Annotated in this window: 16 protein-coding genes; 5 read left to right on the top strand and 11 right to left on the bottom strand. The window is 66.1% G+C overall.

The window, feature by feature from the left end; translation table 11 throughout:
* Nucleotides 1–18 precede the first annotated feature (18 nt).
* A complete protein-coding gene (locus OKW87_RS14110) occupies nt 19–1,683 on the top strand; it encodes a hypothetical protein (RefSeq protein WP_265540450.1) in 1,665 nt (554 codons plus the stop codon).
* Here OKW87_RS14110 and OKW87_RS14115 read toward each other — a convergent pair.
* The 5 genes from OKW87_RS14115 to sseA are packed head-to-tail and all read right to left on the bottom strand — an operon-like array spanning nt 1,680 to nt 6,466.
* The gene (locus OKW87_RS14115) at nt 1,680–2,819 is read right to left on the bottom strand and encodes a GNAT family N-acetyltransferase (RefSeq protein ID WP_265540452.1); all 1,140 of its coding nucleotides are present in this window, start codon (nt 2,817–2,819) and stop codon (nt 1,680–1,682) included. The genes OKW87_RS14110 and OKW87_RS14115 overlap by 4 nt on opposite strands.
* A gap of 46 nt (nt 2,820–2,865) precedes the next feature.
* Nucleotides 2,866–3,108, bottom strand: coding sequence for a hypothetical protein (locus OKW87_RS14120; RefSeq protein ID WP_265540454.1), 243 nt, complete (start codon nt 3,106–3,108; stop codon nt 2,866–2,868).
* A 57-nt stretch (nt 3,109–3,165) separates the two neighbouring features.
* Nucleotides 3,166–4,440, bottom strand: coding sequence for a mechanosensitive ion channel family protein (locus OKW87_RS14125; RefSeq protein ID WP_265540456.1), 1,275 nt, complete (start codon nt 4,438–4,440; stop codon nt 3,166–3,168).
* Nucleotides 4,440–5,624: a cystathionine beta-lyase gene (gene metC, locus OKW87_RS14130; RefSeq protein ID WP_265540458.1), complete on the bottom strand. Its 1,185-nt coding sequence runs from the start codon at nt 5,622–5,624 to the stop codon at nt 4,440–4,442. Before metC ends, OKW87_RS14125 begins: the two co-directional genes overlap by 1 nt.
* Nucleotides 5,621–6,466 (bottom strand): 3-mercaptopyruvate sulfurtransferase, encoded by an 846-nt coding sequence (sseA, locus tag OKW87_RS14135; protein ID WP_265540460.1) that lies wholly within the window; start codon nt 6,464–6,466, stop codon nt 5,621–5,623. Before sseA ends, metC begins: the two co-directional genes overlap by 4 nt.
* Nucleotides 6,467–6,519: 53 nt before the next feature.
* Here sseA and queF point away from each other — a divergent pair, with 53 nt between their 5' ends.
* From queF to OKW87_RS14150, 3 genes are all read left to right on the top strand, one after another.
* Nucleotides 6,520–6,975, top strand: a complete 456-nt coding sequence (queF, locus tag OKW87_RS14140; protein ID WP_265544133.1) for a preQ(1) synthase — start codon at nt 6,520–6,522, stop codon at nt 6,973–6,975.
* Nucleotides 6,976–7,116: 141 nt separating this feature from the next.
* Complete coding sequence (locus OKW87_RS14145; RefSeq protein WP_265540462.1) at nt 7,117–9,390, top strand: glycosyltransferase family 4 protein; 2,274 nt, start codon at nt 7,117–7,119, stop codon at nt 9,388–9,390.
* Between the two features lie 36 nt (nt 9,391–9,426).
* Complete coding sequence (locus OKW87_RS14150) at nt 9,427–10,713, top strand: glycoside hydrolase family 130 protein (RefSeq protein WP_265540464.1); 1,287 nt, start codon at nt 9,427–9,429, stop codon at nt 10,711–10,713.
* Between the two features lie 147 nt (nt 10,714–10,860).
* Here OKW87_RS14150 and OKW87_RS14155 read toward each other — a convergent pair whose 3' ends face one another.
* The 6 genes from OKW87_RS14155 to hflK all read right to left on the bottom strand — a co-directional run bounded on the left by OKW87_RS14155 (nt 10,861) and on the right by hflK (nt 19,041).
* Complete coding sequence (locus OKW87_RS14155; protein ID WP_265540466.1) at nt 10,861–12,888, bottom strand: OPT family oligopeptide transporter; 2,028 nt, start codon at nt 12,886–12,888, stop codon at nt 10,861–10,863.
* Between the two features lie 215 nt (nt 12,889–13,103).
* Nucleotides 13,104–13,694 carry a hypothetical protein gene (locus OKW87_RS14160; protein WP_265540468.1) on the bottom strand — a complete coding sequence of 197 codons (591 nt, stop codon included), beginning with the start codon at nt 13,692–13,694 and terminating at the stop codon, nt 13,104–13,106.
* A gap of 72 nt (nt 13,695–13,766) precedes the next feature.
* Nucleotides 13,767–15,377 carry a helicase HerA-like domain-containing protein gene (locus tag OKW87_RS14165; RefSeq protein ID WP_265540470.1) on the bottom strand — a complete coding sequence of 537 codons (1,611 nt, stop codon included), beginning with the start codon at nt 15,375–15,377 and terminating at the stop codon, nt 13,767–13,769.
* Nucleotides 15,378–15,444: 67 nt separating this feature from the next.
* Entirely contained in the window at nt 15,445–16,950 is a 1,506-nt protein-coding gene (locus OKW87_RS14170; protein WP_265540472.1) for a Do family serine endopeptidase, read from the bottom strand.
* A 94-nt stretch (nt 16,951–17,044) separates the two neighbouring features.
* Entirely contained in the window at nt 17,045–17,902 is an 858-nt protein-coding gene (gene hflC / locus OKW87_RS14175) for a protease modulator HflC (protein ID WP_265540474.1), read from the bottom strand.
* The gene (gene hflK / locus OKW87_RS14180; RefSeq protein WP_265540476.1) at nt 17,899–19,041 is read right to left on the bottom strand and encodes a protease modulator HflK; all 1,143 of its coding nucleotides are present in this window, start codon (nt 19,039–19,041) and stop codon (nt 17,899–17,901) included. Before hflK ends, hflC begins: the two co-directional genes overlap by 4 nt.
* Before the next feature lie 72 nt (nt 19,042–19,113).
* Here hflK and OKW87_RS14185 point away from each other — a divergent pair, with 72 nt between their 5' ends.
* Nucleotides 19,114–20,079, top strand: a complete 966-nt coding sequence (locus OKW87_RS14185) for a P-loop NTPase (RefSeq protein ID WP_265540478.1) — start codon at nt 19,114–19,116, stop codon at nt 20,077–20,079.
* Nucleotides 20,080–20,082: the final 3 nt, after the last annotated feature.

Genomic DNA, 20,082 nt, shown 5'->3' on the forward strand with positions numbered 1-20,082 from the left:
CGACCCTAAAGCGGGGCGATGGACAGGGGCGAAGCGCTGCATTGGTGGCAGACACGATGGTTCGTGGCGCTGGCCACTTTCCTTGCGATCGTGCCGTTGCTCTGGCCCGAGATCCCGCCGCTGGTCGATCTGCCCGGCCATATGGGGCGATACCGCGTCCAGCTCGACTACGCGCAATATCCGCATCTGCGCGAATGGTATAATTTCAACTGGAGCCTGATGGGCAATCTGGGCGTCGACCTGCTCATCATTCCCCTGCACAGGATTTTCGGGCTCGAACTGGCGGTCAAGCTGATCGTCATCACCATTCCGGCGATCACCGTCGCGGGCATGCTGATGATCGCCCGCGAAGTGCATGGCCGGATTCCCGCCACGGCCCTGTTCGCGCTGCCGCTGGCTTATGCGTTCCCCTTCCATTTCGGCTTCGTCAATTTCGCGTTGTCGATGGGCATGGCGCTGCTTGCCTTCGGCTGGTGGTTGCGGCTGGCGCGGCTCCGGGAATTCGCCTTCCGCTCGATGGTGTTCCTGCCGCTGTCGATCCTCATCTGGATCACCCACACCTTCGGCTGGGGCGTGCTCGGCGTGCTGGCATTCTCGGCGGAGCTGATTCGCCAGCATGACGAGCGCCGCGGCGAGGATTTCGTTGCCGCCTGGGTGCTGCCCTGGTTCCATGCCGGGGTGCAGTGCCTGGTTCTCGCGCCGCCCCTGCTGCTGATGCTGGCATGGCGCAGCGGGCATGTTTCCGGACAGACCGGAGACTGGTTCAACTGGCGCGCCAAGACGCTTTGGGTGACCCAGGTCTTTCGCGACCGGTGGCAGCTTTTCGACATCGCCAGCGTCGGCATACTGTTCTTCCTTCTGTTCAAGGCGGTGCGCGACCCGAACATCCAATATTCGCGCAATCTGGGGCTGTCCGGGCTGTTCCTGCTCGCGGTGTTCATCTTCCTGCCGCGGATCGTGTTCGGATCGGCTTATGCGGACATGCGGCTGGTGCCTTTCCTGCTGGCGATCGGAATCCTGGCGATCCGGCCCAAGCCGGGGTTGTCGATCCGGGGGGCGGGGCTGGTGGCACTGCTGGGCATGGCATTTTTCACCGCGCGGATAGGGGCGACGACCTACAGCTTCTTCCTCTACGACAAGGCCTATGATCGCGAGCTGAAGGCGCTCGCGCATCTTCCGGCGGGGGCGCGGCTGGTCAGCTTCGTGGGCGAGACCTGCTACAACGAATGGACGATGACACGCCTCCAGCATGTCCCGGCGCTCGCGCTGGAGCGCAGGCTGGCTTACACCAACGATCAATGGTCGATGCCCGGCGCGCAATTGCTCACGGTCAGATATCGCGCCGCGAAGCGCTTCGCGCACGATCCGTCGCAGATCGTCACCCATGTCCAATGTCCGCGCGAATGGTGGCGGCCGGTGCCCTGGGCGCTTGCCCGGTTCCCACGCGACGCCTTCGACTATGTCTGGATGATCCGCCCGCCGGCCTATCCCAAACGCTTCGAGCAGGGGCTGATCCCGATCTGGCGTGACGGTACCAGCGGCCTCTTTCGCGTCGACCATCGGGTTCCGGCGCCGATCGTCCGCCGCGGCGAGCTGCCGGCGCCGCGCTGGGAGCGCGAGATCATCCTCAACGACGGTCGCCAGCCCGCGTCGAACGCGACGCAGGCGGCGAACGGCAACTAGCCGCCGCGTCTAAACGGCATCAGTTCGCCCAGATATTCCTGTTCCTGCGCCACCGCCGCCTGCTCGCGTTCGACGAATTCCGCCACCGCGCGGCGGAAGCCCGGATCGGGGATATAATGCGCCGACCAGGTGGTGACCGGCGCATAGCCTCGCGCCAATTTATGCTCGCCCTGCGCCCCGGCCTCGACCCGCGCCAGTCCGCGCGCGATGGCCGCCTCGATCGCCTGATAATAGCAAAGCTCGAAATGGAGGAAGGGCACGTCTTGACTGCAACCCCAATAGCGGCCGAAAAGCGCGTCGGCGCCGATAAGATTGAGCGCGCCCGCGATCGGCACCCCATCGTGCTCGGCGAGCATCAGCAGCAGCCGATCGCCCATCGCCGCGCCCAGCATCGAGAAGAAGCTCCGGGTCAGATAAGGCCGGCCCCATTTGCGCGATCCGGTGTCCTGGTAGAAATGCCAGAAGGCGTCCCAATGGGTTTCGTCGATTTCCGCGCCGGTCAAATGGCGCACCGTCAGCCCTTGCAGCGCCGCGGCGCGCTCCTTGCGAATCGCCTTGCGCTTCCGGCTTGAAAGCGCGGCTAGAAAATCGTCGAAGCTCGCATAGCCGTCATTCTGCCAGTGAAACTGGGTGCCGCTGCGCATCACCCAGCCCGCCGCTTCGAAGGCCGCGCGCTGATTCTCTTCGAGGAAGGTGACATGCGCCGAGGACAGGCCGTTCTGGTCGGTCACCGCCTCGATCGCGGCGATCAGCGCGGGCGCCATTTCGGGATCGCGCAGCAGCAGCCGGGGCCCGGGCACCGGGGTGAACGGCACCGCCACTTGGAGCTTGGGATAATATTCCCCGCCGGCGCGCTCCCAGGCATCGGCCCAGCCATGGTCGAACACATATTCGCCTTGGCTGTGGCTCTTGGCATAGGCCGGAGCGATGGCCGCAGGCGTTCCGTCGGCGCCGTCGATCACGATCGGCAGCGGCTGCCATCCGCTCCGGGCGTCCACCGATCCGGACTCTTCCAGCGCCGACAGAAAGGCGTGGCTGACGAAAGGGTTGGCAGTTCCTGCACAGGCGTCCCATGCGGCCGCCGGTATCGAGGCGACGCCGTGGGCGATGCGGGCGGTGACGGGCGAAGCGGGCACCTGCGCTAGGTAGGGCTGCCCCGCGCCACGACAATGGCAGCGGGGGTTATAGCGCCGATTCCGCGTTCAGCGCATCGTACAGCGCCACCAGCCGATCGACTTCCTCGATCACTTTCTGCTGTTCGCACAGCCAGCGCGCGGTCGCGTCGGTAGTCGGCTGACCCTCGCGGCCGTCGTGAAAGGTCGCGCCTTTCTCGATCAGCCAGATCATGTCGCGCGCGCGGGTGCGCTGCAGGCGTAGGTGCGTCATCCATTGTTCGACGATATTCGACGGGATCATTCGGTCCATATGGCCCTCCATGATCCATGATATAGGAAGCCGTGGCCGCGGTGACAGCGGCGCTATCTAGCCATCCTTCGCCGGCGGCCATTCGCGGACGCGCAAGTCGCGCACTGGATAGGGGATTTCAATCCCGGCCTCCTGGAACAGCAGCCACAGCCGGTTGAGCACGTCGCTGCGGACGTTTCCGACGCCGCTCTCGGGATCGCTGATCCAGGCGAGGATCTCATGCTCGACCCCATTCTCGCCGAACGCCATCAGCCAGACGTTGGGCTTGGGATTGTCGAGCACGCGGGGACTATCGGCAGCGGCCTGTGCCATCAGCGCCTGCGCCTTCGCCAGATCGCAGCCATAGGCCACGCGCACCGGGATGCGGACCCGGACGTTGCGATCGGTGTAGGACCAGTTCTCCACTTCCTGCGTCATCAGATTCTCGTTGGGAATCAGATGCTCCTTGCCGTCGCGGGTGATGACCGAGACCGCGCGCACGCCGATCTTGTTCACCCAGCCGAAACTGTCGCCCACCACGATCACGTCGCCAGGCTTGATCGACCGATCCATCAGCAGGATGATCCCGGCGATCAGATTGCCGATCGTCTTCTGCATGCCGAAGCCCACCGCCAGCCCGAACGCGCCCGAGAAGACCGCAAAGGCGGTGAGATCGACCTGGAGCAGATCGACGCCGATGAAGAAGGCCAGCAGGATCACCGCGATGCTGGCGAGCTTCTGGAACAGCAGCCGCTGGGTCGCGTCGAACCCGCGCGCCGTCGCAATCGTGTGCGACAGCAAGCGGTTCGCCAGCCGCACCGCCGCGAACAGAAGCAGCACGGTGATCCCGAAGGTGATCGCCGACAGCAGCGTCAGCCGCCGCTTGCCGACCTGGAAGCCGACCCGGTCGAGGATCGTCTCGACTACCGCGAACCCGCCGATCGAGCTGGAGAGGATCGCCGTGAAGGCGATTGCCGCGAGGCTCCATGCGGCCCAGCGCGGAATGCTGAGCCCGCGCAGCACCGACACGGCGAGCATTGCCACCGCCGCGCCCTCGGCCACGCCGATCCCCAGCGCCGCGAGCGGCGGCCAGGGCCATGCGGCGGCGATGATCGCGAGCAGGATCGCGGCAATGCCATGCTGCAGGATCAGCCGCATCCGCGGGCCGAGGCCCTGGGGGCCGCCGTTGAACTTCTCCTCCCACAGGTCGGAGATGCGACTGCCCAGGTGACGCCCAGCCAGCCAGCCGATTGCCAGCGCGGCGATCACCAGCCCGCCGGCGATGGCCGCCTCCGTCAGCTCGGGTGGGGTGGGCAGATCACGCCCCGCCAGCCAGATGCGAAGCGGCTCCATCAGCCGCGCACCGTGGCGAACCGCGCCAGGCCGGCATCGAGATCGGCGATCAGATCGTCGGGATCCTCGAGCCCGATCTGCAGCCGGACCAGCGGCCCCTCGGCCCGCCATTTGGTCGCAGTGCGGTAATGCGCGGGATCGACCGGGATCGCCAAGCTTTCGAAGCCGCCCCAGCTATAGCCGATCCCGAAATGCGCGAGCCCGTCGATCAGCGCCGACCGTGCCGCGTCCGTGCCGCCGTTCAGCACGAAGGAGAAGAGTCCGGACGCGCCCTTGAAGTCGCGCAGGAACAGCGCGTGCCCAGGGCAATCCGGGAGTGCCGGGTGAAGCACGCGCGCCACTTCCGGCCGGGTCTTGAGCCACATCGCGATCCGGAGCGCCGCCTCGCCATGCTGGCGCAGCCGAACCGCCATCGTCCGCAGCCCGCGCGATCCCAGCCAGGCATCGTCGGGGCTCGCGGTCTGGCCGAGCTGGTAGGTGGCATTGCGCAGCCGGTCATAGTGACCCTGCGCCGCGGTGACCGAGCCGAGCATCACGTCGGAGTGGCCAACGACATATTTGGTGCAGGCTAGGATCGAATAATCCACGCCCATCCCGATCACCGGCAGCAGCAGCGGGGTTGCCCAGGTGTTGTCGAGCATCGTGGTGATGCCGCGTTCCTTCGCTACCGCGACGATCGCCGGCACGTCCTGCACTTCGAAGGTCAGGCTGCCTGGGCTCTCCATGAAGATCGCGCGAGTGCGTTCGGTGCAGAGCGCGGCGATGCCCGCGCCGATCAACGGATCGTAGAAGGTCGTGTGGATGCCGAGCCGCTTGAGCATCCCGTTCGCGAGATTGCGGGTCGGATCATAGGCGCTGTCGGGAATCAGCAGTTCGTCGCCCGGCGAAAGCACCGCGAGCAACGCCGAAGCCACCGCGGCGACCCCCGACGGATAGAGCAGGGTCGCCTCCGCGCCGGGCTCGAGCTCGGTCAGCGCATCTGCCAGCGACCATTGCGTCGGCGTGCCGCGCCGGCCGTAGAACAAGCGGTGATGGGTGTCGGCGCCGCCGCCTGCGCGCAGATCCGCCACGCTATCGTAGAGCACTGTCGAGGCGCGCCATACCGGCGGGCTGACGATGCCCTGGGTCCATTCGGGGCGGCGGCCGGCCTCGACGACCTTGGTCGCGTCCTTCTTGTCGCTCATGCCGGTCCCATTGCTTTCGGTGCGCTCGGGTCCGCGCCCCATTCGGACCAGCTGCCGTCGTAGAGCGCGGCGTCGTGGCCGAGCAGGTGCGCCGCGAAGACGATCACCGCGGCGGTGATCCCCGATCCGCAGGTCGCCGCCAGAGGCTTGGCCGGATCGATCCCGGCGTCGGCGAAGATGCGGGCGATCTCGTCCGGCTGCTTCCACGTGCCGTCGGCTTCGAAGAACAGGCCGTAGGGGATGTTGCGGGCGCCCGGGATATGCCCCGATCCGCAGCTTGGCCGAGGATCGGGCTCGTCGCCGGTGAAGCGCGCCGCCGAGCGGGCGTCGGCGACCTGTTCGGCGCCGCTCTCCAGATTGGCCCGCATCTCCGCCAACGTGCGCACCTGGCCGCGCGCAGGGCCGGGGGTGAAGTCGCTCACCGAGACAGGGGTGAAGCCCGATTGCATCGCGCGTTGCTCGGCGCGCCATTTGTCGATGCCGCCGTCGAGCAGGCTGGCGTCCACGCCGAACATGCGCAGCACCCACCAGGCCCGGCACGACGTGTGGTGCGGCCCACCGTCGTACAGCACGATGCGGGTGTCCGCCGTTACCCCCAGCTCGCGCATCCGCGCCGCAAAGGCGTCCCGGGTCGGCAGCATCGAGGGCAGCGGGCTGGCCGTATCGACCAGCGTATCGAGATCGAGAAAGCGCGCGCCCGGGATATGCGCGGCCTCATATTCGGCGCGCGGATCGCGCGTCGGGCTTCCCGGCAGCGTCGACGTATAGCTGGCGTCGAGCAGCAGCAGGTCGGGCGCGGCGAGCGCGTCGGCCAGCCATTCGGTCGTGACAAGGCTTTCCATGGTCATGGCTTTAGGAGGGGCGGGGAGTGGCGTCGAGCCCGCGCGCATCCTACATGGCGGGGATGGAAGCCAAGCATCTCGGCCAGCAATCGACGCTGCCCACTTCGCCAGACGCGGCGGAGCTCGATTATGTCGCCAATCCGCGCCCCGGCACGCGCTATCTGGTGCGCTTCGCGGTGCCCGAATTCACCTCGCTCTGTCCGATCACCGGTCAGCCCGATTTCGCGCATCTGGTGATCGATTATGTGCCGGGCGCGACGATCGTCGAATCCAAGTCGCTCAAGCTTTTCCTCGGCGCGTTCCGCAACCATGGCGCCTTCCACGAGGATTGCACCGTCGGCATCGGCGCGCGGCTGTTCGATGAGATGAAGCCCGAATGGCTGCGAATCGGTGGCTATTGGTATCCGCGCGGCGGTATCCCGATCGACGTCTTCTGGCAGTCCGGCGAGCCCCCCGCGGGCGTCTGGATTCCCACGCAGGACGTGCCCGGCTACCGCGGCCGAGGCTGAACCTCAGATTTACGGCACGCTTCATCGCAACTGTGCATGTTGCATTGCAGCAAAGAAGCAACCATATTGAATTGTGAGAGTTGGGAGACAGGATCGAGTCGATACGTGACTCTTTTTGTTTGCGGTAGCGAAGGAACCGGGATGGCACAGGCGACGATCAATCCGGATATCACGCACATCGCGCTGCTCGGCAATTTCCTGCCCCGCAAGTGCGGCATCGCAACCTATACCACCGACACGTACAGCGCGCTCAAGCAGCGCTATCCGGCCGTCCAGGTCGACGTCTACGCCATGGACGATCATCCCGGCCGCTACGCCTATCCCGCCGAAGTCACCCGCGCGATCCCGCAGGACGATCGCTCGGCCTATGTCGACGCGGCGCGTGCGATCGAGGCGAGCGGCGCGCAGGCGATGTGGGTCCAGCATGAATATGGCATCTATGGCGGCCCGGCCGGCGAATTCCTGATCGCGCTGCTCGATCGGCTGTCGATCCCGGTTATCACCACGCTCCACACCGTGCTCGAAAAGCCCAGCGCCGACGAGCGCCGGGTGATGGACGCATTGCTGCGCCGCTCGGCGCGCGTGATCGTAATGGCCGAGCGCGGCCGCGACATCCTCAAGCGCGTCCATGGCGCCGATAGCCGCAAGGTTGCGATGATCCCGCACGGCGTGCCTGATCGCGCCTTCGCCGATCCGGACGACTTCAAGACGGCGTTCGGCTGGGAAGGGCGTGACGTCGTGCTGACTTTCGGCCTGCTCGCGCCGAACAAGGGGATCGAGACGATTATCTCGGCTATGCCGAGCGTCGTCGCCGCACACCCGGAAGCGCTTTATGTCGTGCTCGGCGCGACGCATCCCAATCTCGTCGCGCACGAGGGCGAACTTTATCGCGATCGCCTGAAGGCGCTGGCGGCCGAAAAGGGCGTGGCCGACCATGTCCGTTTCGTCGATGCCTTCGTCGAGTATGACGAGCTGATCGACTACCTGCAGGGTGCCGACATCTACGCGACCCCCTACACCAATCCCGCCCAGATCACCTCCGGCACGCTGTCTTACGCCGTGGGCGTCGGCAAGGCAGTTATTTCCACGCCTTATGTCCATGCGACCGAAATCCTGGCCGACGACCATGGCGTGATCGTCGATTTCGGCGACGTCGCGGCGTTCGCGCGCGAGATCGAGCGGCTTCTTTCCGACAAGGCGGCGCGCCTTGCCCTTTCCCGGCGTGCCTATGCCCGTGGCCGCACCATGACCTGGCCGCGGCTGGTGGAGAACGCAATGTCCGAACTGCAGACGATGGTGGCTGCCAAGCCGCGTCGATTTTCCAAGGCGAATATCCAGCTGACTCCGCTCAAGCCCGATCTCGCCGCGGTCGAGCGGATGAGCGATGCCACCGGCATGCTCCAGCATTCGATCTATTCGGTGCCCGATCGCCGCCACGGCTATTGCATCGACGACAATGCCCGTGCGCTGATCCTGATGTCGAAGATGGATGATGTCGACGAGGTCGTTCGCGACAAGTGGACGAGCGTCTACGCCTCGTTCGTCCAATATGCCTGGAATGCCGACGCGCGGCGCTTCCGCAACTTCATGAACTTCGATCGCACCTGGTGCGAGGATGTCGGCTCCGAGGATTCGAATGGCCGCGCGATCTGGGCGCTGGGCGTCACCGCGCGCGATGCCCGCGCGCAGAAGCACCGCGACTGGGCGTCGATGATGTTCGATACCACCGCTTCCATCGCGCTCGAACTGGGCAGCCCGCGCGCGCATGCCTTCGCGATGCTCGGTGCCGCGGCGATGATCGAGGCGCATCCGGGCCACGAATTGTCGCGGACGATCCTCACCCGCTTCGGCGAGGAGCTGATCGCCTTGCTCGATGCCGCCCGCCGCCCCGAATGGCAGTGGTTCGAGATCGTCCTGGCCTATGACAATGCCCGCTTGCCCGAGGCGCTGCTGCGCGCGGGCAAGGCGCTGGGCCGCGCCGACTTTATCGAGGTCGGCCTGTCGACGCTCGACTGGATCGTCGGCCGCCAGACCTCGCCCGAGGGCCGCTTCCGCGCGGTCGGCAGCGAGAGCTTCGGTCGGCCTTATGCAGAGCCGCTCCAGTTCGATCAGCAGCCGCTGGAAGCGCAGGCGACGGTCGATGCTTGCGTCGCCGCGTACGAGGCGACCGGCGACGATCGCTGGACCGAGGAAGCGCTGAAAGCATATCGCTGGTATCTGGGCGCGAACGACCTCGATCTGCCGCTGGCGACGGCGCAGGATGGCGGCTGTTTCGACGGCCTGATGCCCAGCGGGCTCAACCGGAATCAGGGCGCGGAGTCGATTCTGGCACTCCAACTCGCCAATTGTGCGATTTCCGCTCTTTCAAAGCCCGTCGAAAAAGTGTCAACAAACCGCCGAGCTGCTGTCGCGTAGTCCTTCGCGCTGCGCGAAGAGAGGGTTTGGGGGCGAATGCAGGACTTGTTCATCCACTCGCTGCGGCTTCGTGCCGATCCGTCGCGCGTGGTGGTTCGCCCGTTCCATATCGCCTGGGCGTCGAACGGACAGGCGCCGAGCCGTACCGAGCGGATCGTCGCCGAGGTGCTGGCCATGTCGCCCGGCGCGGCGCGCGCGCAGCTCGAGATCGTGCTGAAGGATTTCGAGGCGCGGCACTGGCAGACGCGCCGCGTCTTCATGACTCGCTACGACGAGATCGAGGCGATGCTCAAGCTCGACGGCAGCGAGATTGGCGACGAGAAGCGCCAATTGCTGGGGGCCTATTTCTGCCACGAATATAGCTATGCCGCCGCCGCGCTGATGAACCCGAGCGCGGTTCCGCATTACGACCAATCGGGCATGCCGCCGGGATCGCTGCGCATGCTGATGTCGCTTCGCGCAGTGGGCGAGGGGCATATATCGTCGGTGTCGTTCCGCGAAGGCATCATCACCGATCGCAACGAGCTGACGCTTGCCCCCGAGCCGCCCTTCGCCACCGCCGCCGATGCGCGCGAGGCGGACGAGGAGCATATGCCCGAGGGGCCGGTGACGGTCTATCGCCACCGCGACTCGACGCTGTCGGGTACCGTCATCTTCCCGATCACCAAGGCACAGTCCAACGGCCTCGAGGATCTGCGCATCTGCCATTTCCGCCACGACGATGGCAGCGAGGAATGGATCGGCACCTATACCGCCTATAACGGATCGGTGATCCAGTCCGAGCTGCTGCGCACCCGCGACTGGCGCAGCTTCGATCTAGTGCCGATGACCGGCAGCGCGGCGCGCAACAAGGGCATGGCGCTGTTTCCGCGCAAAGTCGGCGGGCGCTACATGATGCTCGGCCGGCAGGATGGCGAGAATATCTTCCTTCACGCGTCCGACGACATCACCCATTGGGAGGGCGGCGAGGTCCTCCTCAAGCCGACCTTCCCCTGGGAGCTCGTGCAGATGGGCAATTGCGGCCCTCCGATCGAACTCGACGAGGGCTGGCTGGTGCTCACCCACGGCGTCGGCGCGATGCGCAAATATTCGATCGGCGCGGCGCTGCTCGACAAGGACGATCCGTCGAAGGTGCTCGGCCGCACCTCGGAGGCGCTGCTGATGGCCGCGGACCAGGACCGCGAGGGCTATGTTCCCAACGTCGTCTATACCTGCGGCGCGATCCGCCATGGCGATTCGCTGTTCATCCCCTACGGCGTGGCCGACAGTTCGGTGGCCTTTGCCTTCGTGCCGATCAGCACGCTGCTGGCGCGGATGGCCTGAGGACGGGCGTTCCGGCGCAACAGGCGAGAGGCCGACTGACCACCTTACAACCGTCATCCCGGCGAAGGCCGGGATCCAGGATCACTCTGTCCGACGGCCCTGCTTGGCCCTGGATCCCGGCCTTCGCCGGGATGACGACATTGGGCGTCAACGGAAGTTGGCGGGGCTCTCGATCTCGGGCTCGTCCGTCACCGGCGCCGGTGCCGAGCGGACCATCGCGCGGGTCAGCTTGTAGAGCAACGCCACCATCCCGAAGAACAGCAAGGGCGCGATCCACAGCGCGATGCCCTCGAAGCCCTCGCCGACCAGCGCCAGCGGCGCGTCGTTGGGCGGAATCGGCGAGTTGCGGTTTGCCCAGGCGAGGATGCCGGCGAAGGTCACCCCGAACAGGCTCTCGCCCACGATCAGCCCGGTCGCGGCGAGCACGCCCATCCGCTGGGCGAAATCGGGGCTTCTGGTCCGTTTGGCCCAACGTTCGTAGAAATGGCCGATCAGCGCGCCGAGCGGGATGAGCAGGGTCAGCGCCATCGGCAGATAGATGCCCATGCCCACCGCCAGCGGCGGCAGCCGCATCTTGCCCGCGCGCAGCAGCGCTTCGTCGATGGCGATCACGACCGCGCCGATGCCCGCGCCGAGCGCGATGAGGTTCCAGTTGAGATCACCGCCGAGCACGCCCTTGGCGATCGACGAGATCAACGCCGCCTGCGGGGCGGAGAGGGCGTTGGGGCCGGCGCCCGGCATGCCGACGAAGCCGAGCGTGTTCTTGAGCAAGTCGAGCACCAGCGGGATCACCAGGCTGCCGAAGCAGACCCCCATGATCAGCGCGACCTGCTGCTTCCACGGCGTCGCGCCGACCAACTGCCCGGTCTTGAGGTCCTGGAGATTGTCGTTCGAGATCGTCGCGATCGAGAAGATGATCGCGGTGGTGAAAAGCGCATAGGCGATCAGCGCGTTGGTCTGCACAGGGTCCGCGCTGTTGCCGAAGATCGCGACCAGCAGCAGCGATGCGCCGAGCACTGCGAGGATGCCCACGCCCGAGACCGGTGAATTGGACGCGCCGATCAGCCCGGCCATATAGCCGCAGATCGCCGCGATCAGGATGCCGACGACGAAGATATAGGCCAGCGTCCCGCCGATCACCGCGAGCGGATAGTCGTGCACCGGACCGCCGGCGGAGAAGCTCCACAGCAGCCAGGCGATCGGGATCATTACCAGCAGCGCGACGCCGGCGACGATGCCGATCGGCAGATCGCGCTCGGTCAAATCGAGCACCGATCCCGACGCGCGCGCCTTCGACGACGCCATTGCCGAGCGTAGCCCGGTGACGATCGGCCCGATGATCCGCAGTAGCGACCAGAGCGCGGCGACGCCGATTGCCCCCGCGCCGACGAAGCGCACTTCGCCGCGAAACGCCCCGCCGACCACGGCATCGACCGTGTCGACGAACGGATCGCCCGCGGTGAACCAGGGCACCAGCACCCCCCAGGCGATCAGCATGCCGAGGAACATCGCCGCGCCGACCGACAGCCCGACGAGATGGCCGACGCCGATCAGCAGCATCGAGTAACTGGTCGAGACGCCGGTGGCGCTGGCGCCGACCTGAAAATTCTTTGCCGCCTCGCCCGCGACCAGCTTCATCGACGCGAGCAGGCCATAGCCCGCCGAGATCAATGCGCCGACGATGATGACGCGCAGCCCGCGCGCATTCTCGACATCCCCCGCGGCCGAATTGCTGCCGACCTTGAGCACTTCGGCGGCGGCGACGCCCTCCGGATAGGGCAGGGTCGAGCCGGTGACGAGCGCGCGGCGCAGCGGCACCGAGAACATCACCCCCAGCACCCCGCCCGAGACGCAGACCGCGACGGTCGTCCAATAAGGAAAGCCGCTCCACCAACCGATCATGATGAGCCCGGGCAGCACGAACACGATCGCCGCCAGCGTCCCCGCGGCCGAGGCGATCGTCTGGACGATGTTATTCTCGAGGATGTTCGAATTGCGGAAGAAGCGCAGGATCGCCATCGACACCACCGCCGCCGGGATCGACGTCGCGAAGGTGAGCCCGACCTTGAGGCCTGCGTACACGTTGGCCGCGGTGAACAGGACGGTGATCAGTCCGCCGAGGATGATGCCACGGAGCGTGAGTTCGAGCGGCGTGCGGCCGGCTGCGGTGGCCATCAGGTGGGGGCTCCGGGGGTTAGGAGGGGGTGTAGTTGCGGGGCTTGGGCAAATTGGGGCCGGGGCCTGGCCGCGTAGGACGCGTTTCAGCGGATCGGATCAGGCACTTCCCCATCAGGGGAGCGTGGCACCGGAAATCCTACATTGGTAGCGAATTTTGAGTTGGTGGGAGCGGCCAGCCCTTGAGATAGGTATGGCATTACTGAGAATTGCTGTCACGAGGCGCGGCTACCATCGGATAATCGGTTGAGCCGCTGCTGCATCAGTCGATCGAATTCGATGCGATTGCTTTTGTACGCTGCCCATACGCCGCGGGCGCGATCCATTCCGGGTTCCTTACCAAAGAGGGTGATGGCTCCCGTCACAAGATCTGCCCGTTCTGGCTTCACGATGGCAGGGTCGCTTGCATACATCCAAGATTGGAAGAACATCATCGGCGTATGAAGTTTATCGAAGCACATGCGATAATCCTCGGCCGCCTGGAAAATCGCTAGCCTAACAACTTCTGTGGACAGAAAAACATGATCAGTTGGATCTTTATCTCCATGCTTTGACTGATTGTAACCTTTTTTTAACTGTCCAAACCAGGACCTCTTTTGAACGGTATCCTTTGTATCATTGATAATTTGACTAAGCGTCTTATCTCCCCGGTGTGACGCAATATCATTACAAAGATCGATTGCGGCCCAAGCTATCAGATTCGCTGTCACAAGCGAACCGCCGCTCCAGAACAAGTCGATCGCAGTTTCAATTTCCTGTCGAATGACTTCTTCGCGGGAGAGGTGGAAACACCCATGATCTGTCATGCCAGTGGCCCTCGATTTGCGGCAACTTAAACTATTGTCGCTGTGATTATCCGCGGCTACGCCTGACCGTACTCACCCCCTGAACAACCCCCCCAGCACCCCCCGCACCAGCTTCGCCCCCAGGCTGCTAGACCGCCGCCCGCGCCCGCCGAACATCTCGCGGCCGATCTCGTTGGCGACCTGCCGGCCGACCGAGGTGGCCGCGGCACGCCCCGCAGACTCCGCCATCTTGCCCCAGGGCGAGGTTGCCTGTGCCCGTTCGGTGGCCAAGCGGGTGCGTTCGGCTTCCTTGGCGATGCGCGCGCGCTCCTTGGCGTGCGCGGCGGCGTCGCGGGCATAATCGTCCTGGGCTTCGGCTTCGGCGGCGGCGGCCAGCGCCTCGTCGGCCTTGGCGGCGAGCATTTCGTCGGCCGAGTGGCGGTCGATCAGCACGTCATATTTGGCGCCGATCGCGTCGGTCTCGATCAGCAGCGCGCGTTCCTCCGCGGCGAGCGGGCCGACGCGCGAGCGGGGGGCGCGGATCAGCGTGCGCTGGACGGGGGAAGGGGAGCCGTCGGGCTGGAGCAGCGAGACCAAGGCCTCACCAACCTTGAGCTCGGTAATCGCCTCGGCGACATCGACGTCCGGATTGGGGCGGAAGGTCTCGGCGGCGGAGCGGACGGCTTTCTGGTCCTTGGGGGTGAAGGCGCGCAGCGCGTGCTGGACGCGGTTGCCGAGCTGGCCGGCGACATCCTCGGGAATGTCGATCGGGTTTTGCGTGACGAAATAGACGCCGACGCCTTTCGATCGGATCAGCCGGACGACCTGCTCGATCTTGTCGAGCAGCGCCTTGGGCGCATCGTCGAACAGCAGATGCGCCTCGTCGAAGAAGAAGACGAGCACCGGTTTCTCGGGGTCGCCGACTTCGGGCAGCGTCTCGAACAGTTCCGACAGCATCCACAGCAGAAAGCTGGCGTAGAGGCGTGGGCTTGCCATCAACTTGTCGGCGGCGAGGATGTTGACCACGCCGCGGCCATTCTCGTCCACGCGGATGAACTCGGCGATGTCGAGCGCGGGCTCGCCGAAGAAATGGTTGCCGCCCTGGGTGCGCAGCTGGAGCAGTTGGCGCTGGATCGTGCCGACGCTGGCCTTGGTGATGTTGCCGAATTGGGTGGAGAGCTCGCCTGCCCGCTCGGCGCAATGCGCGAGCATCGCCTGGAGATCGTCGAGGTCGAGAAGGAGAAGCCCTTCTTTGTCGGCGACGTGGAAGGCGATGGTTAGCACGCCTTCCTGCGTCTCGTTGAGCCCCATCAGCCGCGCGAGCAGCAGCGGGCCCATCTCGGAGATCGTCGCACGGATCGGATGGCCCTGCTCGCCGAACAGGTCCCACAGCTGGACCGGCGATTCGCCATAGTGCCAGCCGGAATCCCCAATCTCCTGTGCCCGCGCGGCGAAGATCGCATGCGTCTTGGACGTCGGCGATCCGGCCATGCCGATCCCGCCGAGATCGCCTTTCACGTCCGAGAGAAAGACTGGAACGCCCGCGGCGGAGAAGCCTTCTGCCAGGCCCTGCAGCGTCACGGTCTTGCCGGTGCCGGTGGCGCCGGCGATCAGCCCGTGGCGGTTGGCGCGGCGCAGGATGAGTTCCTGCGGCAGCGTGCCCGCGGCTCCCGCGCCAATGAAAATGCCCGTCTCTCCCGTCATCGCGCGCTCCCTGCTGGAAGCTTGCGATAAAGGAGAAACGGGCATTGGTCAGCCCTTGGAAGCCAAGTCAGTCGCCGATTTCGACCGGCACGAACACGCCGCCGGCACGACGCTGGACATAGAGCAGCACCTGGCTGCGTCCGGCGGCCTTCGCCTCTGCGACCATACGGCCAAGATCCGCCGGGGTCGTGACCGGCGTGCGATTGATCGATGCGATCACGTCGCCGCGGCGCAGGCCCTTTCCGGCTGCGTCGCTGCCCGGATCGACCTGGAGCACGACCACGCCCTTCGTGGTCGGATCGACGCCGATGCTGCGGGCAATCTGCGCGGTGAGGGGGGTGACCGCGACGCCGAGCGAAGCCGCACCGGGGCCCTGGCTCCCGCTCGGGCCGGGGCCGGTCGCGTCATCCTCGGGATCGAACTGGGCGAGCTGCTCCTCGGGCGGGCGGGTGCCCATCACGATCGTCACCGTCTGGCGCTTGCCGTCGCGGATCAGCTCTACAGGCACGCGCGCGCCCGGTGCCAGATTGGCCGAGAGATATGACAGCGTCTGGTCGGGCGTGACTTCCTTGCCGCCCAGCGCGACGATGACGTCACCCTGACGGATGCCCGCCTTGGCAGCAGGTTCGCCCGGCTCGACGCTGCGGATCAACTCGCCGCGGCCCTTGGGCACGCCGAGCGCCTCGGCGATATCCTCGGTTATTGGCTGGGGGCCGACGCCCAGATAGCCGCGCTGCAGCGCCTTGCCGGTCATCAGCGTATCGATGACGGGCTTGGCCTGCTCGGCGGGAATCGCAAAGCCGATGCCGACATTGCCGCCGGTGGGCGACAGGATCTGCGAATTGATGCCGATCACGTTGCCGGCCAGATCGAACATCGGGCCGCCCGAATTGCCGCGATTGATCGAGGCGTCGGTCTGGAGGAAGCGGTCATAGGCGCCGCCTTGGCCGGTCACGCGATGCGTCGCCGAGACGATGCCCGCGGTCACCGAGCCGCCGAGCCCGAACGGATTGCCGATCGCCACGACCCAGTCGCCGACGCGAGTCTGCCGCGAATCGCCGAAGCGCACGAAGGGCAGGTTGGTCCCCTCGATCTTGAGCACCGCCAGATCGGACGGCACGTCGCGGCCGATCAGCTTGGCCTTATATTCCTTGCGATCGGCGAGGGTCACGGTGATCGATTCGACCACTGCGCCGCGCTGCCCGGCCGAAATGACGTGATTGTTGGTCACGACATAGCCGTCGGCCGAGATGATGAAGCCCGAGCCGAGCGATTCGGCCCGCTGGGTGGAAGGGCGTCCGCCCTGCTGCTGCCCGAACATCTCGAACGGCGTGCCCGCGAGCGGATTGGCATTCACCTGGACGCGCTGGGTGGTCGAGATGTTGACCACTGCGGGCTGCAGCTTCGAGACCATGTCGGCGAAGCTCATCGGCGCGCCGGGGCGCGGCACGCTTGCCTGGATGGCGCCCGGCTCGTTCTGCGCGGTCTGCGCGCCGGCGGGCATGTTGAGGGTCATGGCGGTGGCAGCGCCGCCAAGGGCAATGGCAGTGGTAAGAGCGTAAACGTAACGCACGGGTGCGAATCCTCTCAAAGGATGAAGTAGCGATCGAACAGGGTAATTGCGCCGGCTTGCTGAACCGCAATTGAATATGAACGAAGTGAAAGCGTCATCGTTGCCCCATGAATTCGCGCAAATAGCTGTTTTCGGGGGAAAGGATGATCGAGGTCTGACCCTTTCCTTCGCCCTGGGCGAGGAAGGTCGTCCGATAGGACTGCATGGCCCGATAGAAATCGTAGAAAGCCGGATCCTTGTTGAACGCCTGGGCATAGACTTGCGCGGCCTGCGCGGACGCAGTCGCGCGGATGATCTGCGCTTCCTTCAGCCCCTGGGCGCGGATCGTCGCGGCTTCCTGGCGGCGCGCGGTGGCCATCCGGTCGAGTGCGCTGGTCAGCGGTGAGCCGGTTGGCAGCTCGGTCTGTTTGATCCGCACGTCAACGATCTCGACGCCATATTGGCTGGCGAGCTTCTGCAGCGCGGCCTGGATATTCTCCATCACCTGGCCGCGTTCCGGGCTCAGCAGGATCGCCGAGGGACGGCGGCCCAGTTCGTTGCGCAGCGACGAGCCGAACAGGGGCTGGAGCTGATCGCGGACGCGCTCTTCGGAGCCGACGGTCACGACCATCCGCAGCGGATCGACGACCCGGAAGCGGGCATAGGCGTCGATCTCGAGCCGAAGCTGGTCGGTCGAGAGGACCGGCTGGTTGGGCAGGTCGATGTCGAGCACGCGCTTGTCGACCCAGACGATCCGATCGACGAAGGGAATGCGCAGGATCGGGCCCGCCTGCGTGCGGCCATATTGCTCGCCGGTCTGATAGGCGTTGACCGTCGCATAGGGCTTTTCGAGCCGCAGGATCACGGCCTGCTTGGTCTCGGGCACGATCGCGACCGTGCTGAGCAAGACGAACAGCAGGAAGACGGCGAGGACCGCGAGGACGATCGGGTTGCGGAGCTGTTCGCGGATCATTGCGTGGCTCCTCCCTGCGTACGGGGCTGGGCGGGAGCCGTCGGCGCCGGGCTGGGCGCAGCAGCCGGTGCCGGTTCGGCACGGCGCTGCAATCCCGGGATCGGCAGATAGGGCGTGACGCCAGGCGCCTCGACGATGGTCTTGTCGGTCCGCGCGAGCACGGCCTCCATGGTCTCATAATAGAGACGGCGGCGGGTGACCTCGGGGGCGAGGCGATACTGCTCGTAGATCTTGTCGAACTCGGCGGCCTCGCCCTGCGCGGCGGCCAGCACCTGCTGGGCATAGGCGTTGGCGTTGTTCTTGTTGGCCTGCGCCTCCTGTTGCGCAGCGGTGACCTGCTTGAAGTCCTCGTCGACGGCCTGGGGTGCAGCGGCCTTCTGGATCGCGACGCCCTGGATGCGGATGCCTGAATTATATTGGTCGAGGATTTCCTGCATCGACGCCTGGACCTGGCCCTCCATCCGCGCGCGACCGTTGCCGATCGCTTCGTTGAGCGACGTGGTGGCGACGACGGCGCGCATCGCGCTCTCGGCCGTTGCGCGCACGGTGTCGGTCGGGCGTGCGATCTGGAAGACATAATCGGGTGCGCTGCGGATGTCCCAGCGCACCGAATAAGCGAGATCGACGATATTCTGGTCGCCGGTCAGCATCAGATTCTCGCCGCTCACCGGGAAATTCTCGGTGCGGATGTTCGCGACGTCGACTTTCTGGACCGACTGGAACGGGGCGGGGAGCGTCATCCGGAAGCCGGGCTCGAGCGTTCCGGCATAGCTGCCGAGCGTGGTCACGACGCCGCGCTCGCGTGGGCCGATCGGATGAATGCTGGTGAAGAGGATCCAGACCAGAAGCAGCGCCCCGACAAGGATCAGCCACAGCCGGTTGCCCGCCGGCAAGCCGGGGATTCCCCCGCCGCCGCCGCCGCTGCGGGCGCGTTTCAACAATTCGTCGAGCGTGGTCGCCGCGCCGGGGCGGGGCCGCCGGCCATCGGGCGGGAAGGACCAGGGATTGCGCGGGCCGCTGCCCCCGCCATCGCCGCCGCCGGAGCCGCCACCGCTTCCGCCGCCATTGCCCCAGGGGCTTTTCGGGGGTTCATTCTTGAAGATGCCGGCGAGTGAACGCCAGCCAATCAGCTTTGCCATAGGGTCCTTTATAAGCGCGAGTCTGCGGATTTACAGTGGCACGCGCCGATTGTGTCCCTATGTGCGCCGACAATGATCGATGCCGAACAACTAAAGGCCGCGCTCGCTCCTATCGCCGCCGGTCGCGCCACCGCCCGGGCCGAGGGGAATCGTGCCAGCATCCTGCTCGACGTAACCGGACTCGGCCAGGCCGCGCGCGACGAGATCGAAGGCGATGTCCGCGCCGCCGCTTCGCTGGTGCCCGGCGTCTCCGAGGTGCGCGTGCTGCTCACCAGCGAGCGGCGCGGGCGCCGGCTGATCGCCATCGCCAGCGGCAAGGGCGGGGTCGGCAAGTCGACCGTTGCCGCCAATCTCGCCATCGCCCTGGCGCGCCGCGGGCGGAAAGTAGGGCTGGTCGACGCCGACATCTATGGCCCCTCGCAGACCAAGCTGATGGCGGTCGAGGGCATCCGCCCGCAGGCGCGCGAGAAGACGCTGATCCCGGTCGAGACCAGGTTCGGCGTGCCCTTGCTCTCAATGGGCGGGCTGGTCGCCGAGGGGCAGGCGATCGCCTGGCGCGGATCGATGGCGGGGCAGGCGCTCGGCCAGCTGATCGACGGCGATTGGGGCGAGGCGGAGATACTGATCCTCGATCTGCCTCCGGGCACCGGCGATCTCCAGCTGACGATGGTCCAGAAGCACAAGCCCGCCGGCGCGATCATCGTCTCGACGCCGCAGGATCTGGCGTTGATCGACGCGGCGCGCGCAATCGACCTGTTCGGCAAGGTCGATGTGCCGGTGATCGGGCTGATCGAGAATATGTCGGGCTACGCCTGCCCGCATTGCGGCGAAATCTCGCATCCCTTCGGCAGCGGCGGGGCAGAGGCCGAAGGCGCGAAGATGGACATCCCCTTCCTGGGACGCATCCCGCTGCAGATGGCGATCCGCGAAGCGTCGGACGCGGGCGAGCCCCCCGCGGCGGGGAACGGCCCGGCGGCGGAAACGTTCGCCGCTCTGGCGGCGCGGCTGGATCAATGGCTCGTCGCGCACGGAGGCTGAAGC

It is taken from the genome of Sphingomonas sp. M1-B02 (assembly GCF_026167525.1).
In the GTDB taxonomy this organism is placed as follows: Bacteria; Pseudomonadota; Alphaproteobacteria; order Sphingomonadales; family Sphingomonadaceae; genus Sphingomonas.